The organism is Streptomyces sp. NPDC033165 (assembly GCF_055577965.1).
This window is the reverse complement of the sequence record NZ_JBVIPK010000031.1, coordinates 1-10,034: the sequence shown is the minus strand read 5'-3', so window position 1 is coordinate 10,034 and position 10,034 is coordinate 1. Positions and strand designations below refer to the sequence as shown.

The 10,034-nt window shown below is 70.5% G+C and carries 8 protein-coding genes and 4 pseudogenes; 8 read left to right on the top strand and 4 right to left on the bottom strand.

Features of this window, described 5'->3' with window-relative positions:
* A partial coding sequence (locus ACZ5WC_RS33045; protein ID WP_468544277.1) for an IS701 family transposase occupies nucleotides 1-629 on the bottom strand: 629 nt, incomplete at its 3' end.
* A 920-nt stretch (nucleotides 630-1,549) separates the two neighbouring features.
* Between ACZ5WC_RS33045 and ACZ5WC_RS33040 the strand changes: the two are divergent.
* The 8 genes and pseudogenes from ACZ5WC_RS33040 to ACZ5WC_RS33005 form a co-directional block, all read left to right on the top strand.
* Nucleotides 1,550-2,016, top strand: a pseudogene (locus tag ACZ5WC_RS33040) (HNH endonuclease); the annotation flags it as partial.
* 210 nt (nucleotides 2,017-2,226) lie between these two features.
* Nucleotides 2,227-3,315: a tyrosine-type recombinase/integrase gene (locus ACZ5WC_RS33035; protein ID WP_468544276.1), complete on the top strand. Its 1,089-nt coding sequence runs from the start codon at nucleotides 2,227-2,229 to the stop codon at nucleotides 3,313-3,315.
* The gene (locus ACZ5WC_RS33030) at nucleotides 3,312-3,662 is read left to right on the top strand and encodes a helix-turn-helix domain-containing protein (protein WP_468544275.1); all 351 of its coding nucleotides are present in this window, start codon (nucleotides 3,312-3,314) and stop codon (nucleotides 3,660-3,662) included. The genes ACZ5WC_RS33035 and ACZ5WC_RS33030 overlap by 4 nt, the downstream gene beginning before the upstream one ends.
* 638 nt (nucleotides 3,663-4,300) lie before the next feature.
* Nucleotides 4,301-5,650 carry a hypothetical protein gene (locus ACZ5WC_RS33025; RefSeq protein WP_468544274.1) on the top strand — a complete coding sequence of 450 codons (1,350 nt, stop codon included), beginning with the start codon at nucleotides 4,301-4,303 and terminating at the stop codon, nucleotides 5,648-5,650.
* On the top strand, nucleotides 5,631-5,810 hold the full coding sequence (locus tag ACZ5WC_RS33020) for a hypothetical protein (protein ID WP_468544273.1): 180 nt from the start codon (nucleotides 5,631-5,633) through the stop codon (nucleotides 5,808-5,810). The genes ACZ5WC_RS33025 and ACZ5WC_RS33020 overlap by 20 nt, the downstream gene beginning before the upstream one ends.
* 164 nt (nucleotides 5,811-5,974) lie before the next feature.
* Complete coding sequence (locus tag ACZ5WC_RS33015) at nucleotides 5,975-6,307, top strand: trypco2 family protein (protein WP_468544272.1); 333 nt, start codon at nucleotides 5,975-5,977, stop codon at nucleotides 6,305-6,307.
* 209 nt (nucleotides 6,308-6,516) lie between these two features.
* On the top strand, nucleotides 6,517-8,589 hold the full coding sequence (locus ACZ5WC_RS33010) for an ATP-binding protein (RefSeq protein ID WP_468544271.1): 2,073 nt from the start codon (nucleotides 6,517-6,519) through the stop codon (nucleotides 8,587-8,589).
* A 73-nt stretch (nucleotides 8,590-8,662) separates the two neighbouring features.
* Nucleotides 8,663-8,948 (top strand): annotated as a pseudogene (locus ACZ5WC_RS33005) (HNH endonuclease); the annotation flags it as partial.
* 3 nt (nucleotides 8,949-8,951) lie between these two features.
* Here the strand turns inward: ACZ5WC_RS33005 and ACZ5WC_RS33000 are convergent.
* The 3 genes and pseudogenes from ACZ5WC_RS33000 to ACZ5WC_RS32990 all read right to left on the bottom strand — a co-directional run.
* Nucleotides 8,952-9,602: a DUF7691 family protein gene (locus ACZ5WC_RS33000; protein WP_468544270.1), complete on the bottom strand. Its 651-nt coding sequence runs from the start codon at nucleotides 9,600-9,602 to the stop codon at nucleotides 8,952-8,954.
* A 203-nt stretch (nucleotides 9,603-9,805) separates the two neighbouring features.
* Nucleotides 9,806-9,901, bottom strand: a pseudogene (locus ACZ5WC_RS32995) (DNA-binding response regulator); the annotation flags it as partial.
* A 7-nt stretch (nucleotides 9,902-9,908) separates the two neighbouring features.
* Nucleotides 9,909-10,034 (bottom strand): annotated as a pseudogene (locus ACZ5WC_RS32990) (IS5/IS1182 family transposase); the annotation flags it as partial.

Genomic DNA, 10,034 nt, shown 5'->3' with positions numbered 1-10,034 from the left:
TAGCCTCCGTCGGCGACGACGAGGGGCACCTCGATGCCCCACGACCTCGTCTCGTCGATCATGTCCAGGGCCAGCTGCCACTTCTCGACATGACCGATCTCTTCGGGGACGCCGCACTTCGTGTGGCGGGCCACCTTGGCCGGATCGGCCTTCGGTGAGGCGGGGTCCCAACTCTCGGGCAGGAACAGGCGCCAGTCGGCGGCCGCCGACGCCGCGTCGGAAGCCAGGTGCAGCGAGACCCCGGCCTGGCCGTTGGTGACCTTGCCCGCGGTGCCGGTGTACTGCCGGGCCACGCAGGCCGAGGCGTCCCCGTCCTTGAGGAAGCCGGTGTCATCGACGATCAGCGCGGTCGGCTTGATCACGTGCTGCATCCGCCAGGCGAGGCGAGCGCGGACATACGCCGCGTCCCACGGGCTGGAGGTGACGGAGTTCGCCAGGGCCTGCCGGTTGCCGTCCTTGCCCAGCCGGGCGGCCATCGGCTCCACCGACTTGCGTCGGCCGTCCAGCAGCAGGCCCCGCAGATAGACCCCGCCCCACCGGCGTTGATCCGCCCGCGCGAACGGCTCGAACATCTCCGCCGCGAAGTCCTCCAGATCACACCGGACCGCAGCCAACTCCCCACTCAGCACACACGATCAACGACACACCCGATCAAACGGACACGCCACCGGCGAATCAACCTGACCAAGCACTACTAGTCGCGGTGACGGCGGCAGGCGTCTGAGGCTGCCCGTCGACACCGGGGCGGAGACAGTCCCGGCCGCGACGGCTTCCGGGGCTCCCGGACCGCGTACCGCAGGACGGGCCCGGCGGCGCGCGGCCTGGGCCCGGGGTTCCAGGGCATCCGCTGAACGGCCGGGAGATGCGGTACCCGACCCGGCGCCTTCACTCAGCTGCAGCATGACCGTGGCTGCTCCGGGACCGACGGCCGGTACGCTCCAGACCGGTCTGGATTCAGGGGGCCAGGCGTTTCGCATCCTACGGTCACGGCCCGGCGGGGTGGCTCTGTGCGGCCCCGTGCGGCACTCTCCCCGTCACCCGCCCCAGCCGTTGCGACGGAGAGCGGCGCGCAGGCGGGCGTACAGCCCTCCCCGTGGTGCTACTTTGCCCAGCCCGCCTGTCCGGGGCGGGGCAGTGTTAGGGAGGCCCCTGAAGATGTCGTCAGGATGAACGCCCTTTTCCCGGCGGATCTCGTCTGGTGACTTGTGCCTTCTCTTGGCTCGGCAATCGGCGCAGAGGTGATCCTGGGATCTGACTCCCTGCGAGTGGTTGGGCCCGTAGCAGATCTGGCATCGGCGCTGGTTCGTCATGTGCATACCATGCCAGTGGGTGGGCTCCCGGCGGGAGACTGCTGGTTACGGGCAAGGGCAGTTCGGGCGGCAGGAACGGATCGGGGTTCTCATCTCGGCCGTGCCTTGTGTGGACGAAGAGGAGCCACACCGGTCCTGGAGCGTGGGCGGCCGTATGCGGATGCCGAGCTGTCCGGCCAGATGCAGGCCCCCGGCGGTGGTGGCCAGGCGTCACCCTGCCGTCGAGGCTGCAATCATGAGTGCTCATCAGCCTCGATCTGCTGCAGTACTGCGTGAAGCTGCGCCGCCTGGGCCCTCTGCGCGCTGCCCTGCTCACCGCCGCCGCCCTGACCGCCTGCTCCGCCGACATGGCAAAGACCGACGACTCGAAGCCCACCGGCACTGCTCCGTCCGGTGCACCCGGCGGCGCACCGGACGGAGCGGGGGGCCTGTCCCTGGCCGACGCCATCGGGACGCTTCCCGATGCCGAGGAGAAGCGGGCCGGGTATGAGCGGGACAACTTCAAGCACTGGATCGACGAGGACGGCGACTCCTGCACCACCCGGGCCGAAGTCCTGCTCGCCGAGGCGGTGACCGCGCCGGAGCAGGGGCCCGGTGCGCGCTGACCGGGGGTAGCTGGCTCTCCTACTACGACGAGGTCGAGGTCACCGACGCGAAGAAGTTGGACATCGACCACATGGTCCCGCTCGCCGAGGCCTGGGACAGCAAGTAGGCGGAGTTGCTTCGGGTACATCAATGTGGGGCTGGCTGGGCACGGTCCTGACCTGGTCGAAGACCTGCGGGCAGTAGCTCGTTCAGGTGACGCCGAGGCCTCTGGCCTCGTGTGATGGACAGTAAACGCCACGATGTTGCATCGAGTGCAAGCGTGGCGGTGACCGTGCGGACTATCGATGTGCCGGGTGCGATTCAGCTGGTCGTGCCAGGAAATGTGCGGGCGTTGGACCCGGGCCCGGCGATGTTCGGGGCGATGCTGCGGGGCTGGGAGCAACAGCAACAGAGCCGGCTGCTGGCCAGGAAGACGATCGACGACCGGCTGAGCCTGGTGCGCCGGTTCGCACTGTTCACCGCGACGTATCCGTGGGAGTGGACGCCGGAGGACGTGGAGGCCTACTTCTCGCACCAACTCTCGCTGGACCCGCCGTTGGCGCACTCCACGGTTCGCGGGCAGCAGGGCGACCTGCAGATGTTCTGCGCGTTCGTCACTGACGGCCGCTACTGCTGGGCCAAGGCCTGCGAGGAGGCGTTCGGGCAGTTCCCGGTACAGGTCTGCCACGGCTGGAACACCGCCGACCACGTCGCCGAGTTCGAGGGCCGGCCCGGCCGGCGGGCGTTGACCTACGACGAGTTGCAGGCGCTCCTCGACGCCGCCGACGACCGGGTCGAGCAAACGCGCAAGCGGCGCCGCAAGGGCGTGCTGGCCGCGTGGCGCGACGCGGTGATGCTCAAGCAGGTCTACGCGTACGGCACCAGGCGCCGTGAGACGTCAATGCTGGACCTGTCAGATCTGCGGCTCAACCCGCGGGCGAAGGACTACGGCCGGTTCGGCGCACTGGAGGTGCGGTTCGGCAAGGCCTCTCGCGGCAGCCCGCCCAAGCGCCGGACAGTACTCACCATGCCGGAGGCCGACTGGATCGTCCCGGTGCTTGAGGAGTGGGTGGACGAAGTCCGGTCCGGCTTCTCACCGGGCGGGCACCCAGCGCTGTGGGTGACCGAACGGTGTGGGCGGCTCGGAGTCCGGCGCCTGGACGAGGTGTTCACGATCGTCCGCGAGCACGCTGCCCTGCCGCCGGAGCTGGACCTGCACTGCCTGCGGCACACGTACATCACGCACCTGATCGAGTTCGGGTACCCGGAGCGGTTCGTCCAGGAGCAGGTCGGCCACGCCTATGCGTCGACAACGGCGTTGTACACGTGGGTGTCGGACGAGTACCGCAACCGGCTGTTGGAGGAGTCGCTGCGGCGTCGGGCGGAGCGCACGGGTGGAAAGGGACTGGGGTCGCGGTGATGAAGAGGATGGGATTCGAGTGGAACCTGCGCCGGCTGATGGCCGGGCGGGACATGTACCAGACGACGGACCTGGTGCCGCTGCTCGCGGAGTACGGAGTTCACCTGTCGCGCGAGCAGGTGTTCCGGCTGGTCACGCAGCCACCGCAGCGGCTGTCGATGGACACGCTAGCCGCGCTGCGCGGGATCCTGGACTGCTCGCCAGCGGATCTCATGCAGATCCGGGAGGTCCGGATCCGGGAGGTCCGGCGGCAGGTCGCGAAACCTACAGCGTCGGGCGACACGGACGGTCCGGCCGTCGCCCCGCCAGCGAGGCGGGTGCACGTCCGGCGCCCGGACGGCCTGTGACCGGCCGGTCGGCCCCGCCACGGGAGTGGACGGAACTCGCCGGCCGCATCACCGCGTTCCTCCCCGAGCTACCGGGCCCGGAAGCGGCCCGGATCGTCGCCGGCATGACACCGGCCGCCCGGACCCGGATCCGCGACCACCTTCGCCTGCATCCCGATGCCCTGGTCAGCGGGGCCTCCGACGCGCCGCGTTCGATCCAGGCACTGATCACGTCCCTTGCGGGTGCCGGAATCACCGGGGTGAAGGCGCCGTCCTGCCTGCGCTGTGGACGTGTGCGGCCGCTGCGACGGGCGGTGCCGGGCGGGCGGGTCTGCCTTGGGTGCGAGGGCGTGCTCGCCGCCCGCGGTAACACCGGTCCCTGCTGCGTGTGTGGAGAGACCCGGCCCCGGCCCTCCAACCAGCGATGCGCGAGCTGCCGGCGCGCCCACATCTCCGCCACCAGGTCGTGCTCGACGTGCGGCAAGCCAGCGGCCCTGGACCCGTGTACGAGTTGCCGACCGCGCCCACCCGCCCGGTGCGCGTTGTGCGCGAGGAGTGCTCCCGTCTGCGCCCGCTGGCCGCTCGGCCCGGTCTGCAAGCCCTGCTACCGCTTGGCCCGCACCCACCCCGGCACATGCCCGGTCTGCCGGAACGAGCGGGTGCTGATCGCCTTCACGGACGGCCGCCGGGTCTGCGGCCCGTGCACGGGCAACGGCGACCCGTACGCGTGCCCGTGGTGCGCGAGCCCGCGCTCCTACCTGATCCGCGGGCTGTGCGACCGCTGCGCCCTCCACGACGAACTCGAGGGCCTCCTCGGCCCTGCGGCCGAAACATCAGACGACCAGTGCGCACGCATGCGGGCGGCGCTCGCCAGCTGCGATCAGCCGCGGATGGCGCTGAACTGGATCCGCAACTCCCACTCCGCCCGGCTCCTGGCTGGCCTCAACGGCACCGGCCGGCCGCTGACGCACGAGGACCTGGAGACGCTGGCCCGCAGCGGGAATCGCGGCGACGCGCAGACCACCGACTACCTGCGCGACATCCTCGTCGCCTACCAGGCCCTGCCCGAACGCGACGAGCTCCTCGCCCGAATCGAGCGCCACCTGGCCCGGGTCGTGGAGCGCCATCCCGAACACGCCCTGCTCCTTCGTTCCTACGTCCGCTGGTCACTGTTGCCTCGGGCGCGCAGGGCCGCGCAACGCCGGGCCGGCTTCAAGCACCGCGTCCGCTGGGCCTACACCCGGATCAACATGGCCGTCGCGTTCCTCACCGCCATGAACGAGCGCGGCCTCGCGCTCGCCGACGTCACTCAGCAGGAGGTCGACGCTTGGGTCGCCGGCAACCCAAGCACCCACTACGAGGTCCGCGACTTCGTGGTCTGGGCCGCCCACCGCGGCCACAGCCGCCCCTTGCTCGTCCCCCACCGCCCCAAAGCCGAGCCCGAGGGCCTCGACGAGGACTCCCACTGGGAACTCCTCCAGCAGTGCCTCACCGACACCGTGCTTCCCCTGGAGGTCCGCGCCGCCGGAGCCGTCCTGCTCCTGTTCGGCCAACAGGCCACCCGCATCGCAGCCCTGCCCACCGACGCGCTGGCCACCGTCGACGGCCACACCGTCCTCGTCCTGGACCGCACCCCCATCCGGCTGCCCGAATCCCTCGCCCTCCTCCTCACCGAGCTCACCCGGCAGGAGCCACCCGGCGGCTGGGCCGCGAACTCCCCGCGCCGTTGGCTCTTCCCCGGAACCCGGCCCGGCCTGCACATCTCCTCGACTGTCCTCGCCCGGGACCTGACCGCTCATCACATCCCCGTCCGGAAGGCTCGGACCACTGCACTGGTTCAACTCGCCCAGGACCTGCCGCCCGCGATCCTTGCCCCGATGCTCGGCCTCCACGTCATCACAGCCCAGCAATGGCGCCGACGCGCCGCCACCGACTGGACCGCCTACCTCGAAGCCCGCCGAGGCGAACCAGCCGGCCGACGCAATCGCCGTGGCGCTCGTATCGAGTGAGCGGTTCATCGGCGGCCTCCTGACGGCCATGGACCACCGCCAGGAGCAACGCGACACACAGGCCCGCGAAGAGGCGGCAGGTCTCGCCGCGTCCGTGATCGCATCCGCCCGCACCGGCCTCATCACCGGCAAGACCACCATCCTGGAAGGAGCAGCCTGATGGGCTGCGCATGCGCGAACCGCCAGAAGTTCGAAGTTGTTCTCGAAGGGGGCGACCGGGCAAGTCGGCCGAAGTCGGCTTTACCTGCGGAGGCCCCCGCGCGGCCTCTACGGTGTTCACATCGACCTGACTGCAGATCAGGTACTCGACGGGTGGTAGACCCGATGGATGTTCCGCTGGCCGACGCGGTCGCGGCGGTGCGCGACGAACTGCTCGAAGCCGCTGCGAGGGCGGGCGAGGACCCGGAAGTGGTGTTCGCGGTAGGTCCTGTGGAGATGGAGTTCGAGGTCGAGCTGCGCGCGGACGCGACGGCGAAGGGCAAGTTCAAGCTGTGGGCGGTCGGCGCCGAGGTGGGGGCAGGGATCTCTCGTGGCCGCACCCACCGGGTCTCCTTCACCCTCACTCCCAAGCGCCCCGACGGCACGGACCTGCTCGTCCACTCCGCGCGGGAGCGCCCGGACGGCCCCGGTGACGTGTCGGGGCGCATCCCGGACTGACGCTGCCGCAGCAGGAAAACCGGGGAGGGGGCGGGTATGGAGCAGTTGCGGGTGGCGGGGGTGACCAGGCCGAAAGGCTCGAAGCCTGGTTCGGGGGCGCAATCGCGCTCGGAGGGCCGGTTCGGGGTATGCGGTCGGTGGGCGTCTGGTGCTGTCGTCCGCGCATGTCACCGGGGCGGCCAGGACACGGGTGACGGTGTTCCATCCGGGTGCTGGCGGGGAAGCGGGCGGAACGGTGGTGTGGGCGGGGACGCCGGGCGGGCGGGGGCGACGCCGCGCTCGTCCTCGTCGACGACTCGCCGCACTGGCGGCCGCCGACCGTGCCGGTCGTGTGGGGACGCCCTGACACGAAGCGCCCTGGCACACCGTGCGAGACCTGGGGCGTCCCGGACGAGGCCCAGCGCAGGGGCCAGCCGGTGGAGGCCGTCCAACTGGGCGGGGAGGTGAATCCAGGCAGCGGTTTCGTCGGCAACCAGTACGTCATGGACCTGCGCACCCCCGGAATGGGGTGGCCGGGTGCCGGGACGTCGCCGTGGGGCGGATTGTCGGGCGCGGCGGTGTTCTGCGACCGGTACCTGACCGGTGTCGTCGCCTCGGACCGGGCGAACTCCGCCCACGGCCGCCTGAACGTCGTGCCCGCCTACGTCCTGCACCACGACGACGCCTTCCGCACCGCCCTCGCGGACCACGGTGCCGGCCCGGCGGGCGGGCTGGGGGCAGTGGAGTTCCAGGACATCGCCGACCCCACCATCCACACCGCCGTCCGGCGCGCCCCGGTGACGCCGACGGCACTGCTGGAAGCCGGACGGCAGACCGTTCCCTTCCACGGCCGCGAGGACCTGCTCGCCGACCTGCAGGCGTGGTGCGGTCGGGGCGGCTTCGGGGCATGGCTGCTGCACGGACCCGGCGGTCAGGGCAAGACCCGCCTCGCCCACCACCTCGGCCACCGGCTCACCGCCGTCGGCTGGACCGTGCTGTGGCCGCAATCGAACGCCGAGGCATCCCAGTTGCTGGAGGTCCGGCGGGCGGCGAAGCCGCTGTTGGTCGTCCTCGACTACGCCGAGACCCGCCCCGCTCAGCTCGCCGTGCTCATCGACGCCGCCGCCGAGCACTCCGGCACCAGCCCGCTCAAACTCCTGCTGCTGGCCCGCACCGCCGGCGACTGGTGGCAGCAGGCCCGCGCGGCAAGCCGGCAGGCCGAGGAATGCCTCGCCACCGCCCGCACCCGCCATCTCACCCCGCTGGAGGACGACCCCAGCCGGCGCGCCGGCCACTACCGCGATGCCACCCTCGCCCTCGCCCTCGCGCTCCCGGCCGTCCCCAGCCTGGCAGGCCGCGACTGGAGCGCGGCCGCCGCGGACCTGCAGCCACCCCGGTGGCTCCGCCAAGGCGCATACAGTAACGCGCTCACCCTCCATATGACCGCCCTCGCTGACCTCCTCGACACCGCACGACCCGACCCCACGAACCGCACCGACGACGAGGACAAGGACGAGGACGAGGACGCGCAGGACGTCGAGGACCGTCTCCTCGGCCACGAGAGCCGCTACTGGAAGGGCAGCGCCACCGCCCACGGACTCACCCCCGTCCTCAGCATCACCACCTTGGAGACCGCGCTCGCAGCCGCCCACCTGGCAGGCGCCGCCGACCGCGACCAGGCCGACCTGCTGTGGCGACGCCTGCCCGCACTCGCCGACCAGCCCCGCGACCGCCGCAACACCGTTACCGCCTGGCTCAGCACCCTTTACCCCCCGACCCTGGCCGCTCCCGGCGGACCACCGTGGGGTGCGCTACAGCCCGACCGACTCGCCGAACGCCACACCGGCCGCGCACTCGAAGCCGCCCCCTGCCTCGCCGACCAACTCCTCGACGGCGCGGAGGGCACCCAGACCGAACAGTTCCTCACCGTCTACAACCGCGCCGCCGCCCACCCCGTCTTCCAGGGCCGCCTCGATAGCCACCTCACCGACCTCTGCATCCGCCACCACCGCAAGCTGGCCGCGCACATCATCACCACCGCCATCCGCACCGACCACCCGACCCCTCTCACCGCCGCCCTCGACACTCTTGCCGCCGACCCCGGGATCCCGCTCGACACCCTCAAGACGCTCTACGATCATTTCCCCCCTACCAGCCACCGCCTCGCCACCACCGCGGCCCACCTCTCCCACACGCTCACCGGCCACTACCGCATGCTCGCCGAGACCAACCCCGACCTCTTCGGACCCTCTCTACAACAGGCCCTGGAGGTGGCCGCCGGGCTGAAGGGACTCGATCCGTAGGCAGGTATGCGGCTACCTCGGCTCGCACCGGCAGAGGAGTATGGCAAGTTGGGTATGACGCTCCCCGCCAGTCGGTGCCTACGACTGGCCCCCCCGAGCGTCGCGAGGCCTACACCAACGACCTGGGGTCGGACCGGTCCCTGGTCGCGGTGACCGCGAGGACCAACCGGTCCAAGGCCGACAAAGGCCCAGTCCAGTGGATGCCGCCGGCCGGATCGGCGACCTGCACGTACCTCGTCGACTGGACCGCGACGAAGCTGCGCTGGGGCCTGAGTGCTAACGAGACCGAGCGGGCCGCGCTCCTCAAGCTGGCCGAGCCGTGCGCCGCCTCCGTCGTCACGTACGAGCCCGCCGCGTAGCGGTCAGGTGAGGCTGAAGAAGAGAGTGTCCTGCGTGTACCAGTCGACGTGCTTCGTCGCCGTCTCCCACTCGTCGTGCTCGAAGTCGAGCTTGTCTATGAGCACTTGGACGTCGTAGCGGAAGCCTTGGTCCATGCGGTCAAGGACGGCACGATAGGCGTCGGCGGCGGGCTTGGTCCTGTCCAGCGGCAGGTGGCCGATGGCCGGGTACCCGTACAGCGAGTGCGGGATATGAGGGAAGCGATCCGGCAGACCGCCGTAGAGGTAGCTGTGGGGCAGCAGGTCCAGCGGTACGCCCAGGCCCCGCATCTCCTCGTCGACGAGGCTGAAGAAGGTCGACGGCTTCGAGTAGGTGCCCAGGTGCGACGGGTCGGAGGCGTTGCGGTCGATGATGATCTGCAAGGCTGTGGTGTAGGCGTTGCCCGCGCATTCCGCCTCCGAAGAGGTGTGTCCCGCGAGGAGGTGATCGAGAGCCTCGGGTACGGACAGGCCCCAGTCGATGCCCTCGTGGTCGAGACCGTCCTGACTCAACTGCGCGAACCTGCGCATGTTCCCAAGACGCCGCTCCTGATCTGCGGTCAGCGTGCCGTTGCTGCCCAGGAAGGCCATGACATCCTTCTGGTCGGCGGTGGAAGAGGAAATGTTGTAGCTCATGATCACTATTCTGCTCTGCCTGCACTACACCTCCGCGGCGGCTCGACCAACCCGGGCGTGATCATCCAGCACTATGACTGCTGGGGCAGGCTGCACCAGCGCCGAAACCGGCTAGCGCGCGGAGGGCTGGCCGGACCCGTGCGGGAGGGCGGTCCGGCCGCTCTGCCGGGGGGACGGACCTGCCTGTCACGGGCGGGGTGTCCTCACTTGAGGTAGGCGAGGACCGCGAGCACCCGCCGGTTGTCGGCCTCCGAGGGCGGCAGGTCGAGCTTGGTGAAGATGTTGGACGTGTGCTTAGAAGTCATCTCATTTGGTGAGTCTGCGGTAGCAGATGAGGGTGCAGGCGATGCTGGTGAAGGCGAGGAAGTGGTTGGCTTTGCGTTCGTAGCGGCGGTGGAGTCGTTGGCAGCCGGCGAGCCAGGACATGGTGCG

What these genes read in the sequence shown, in the direction of transcription:
- ACZ5WC_RS33015 (WP_468544272.1), top strand. Translation starts at nt 5,975, where the DNA reads ATGGATGTTCCGCTGGCCGACGCGGTCGCGGCGGTGCGCGACGAACTG.
- ACZ5WC_RS33000 (WP_468544270.1), bottom strand. Translation starts at nt 9,602, where the DNA reads ATGAGCTACAACATTTCCTCTTCCACCGCCGACCAGAAGGATGTCATG.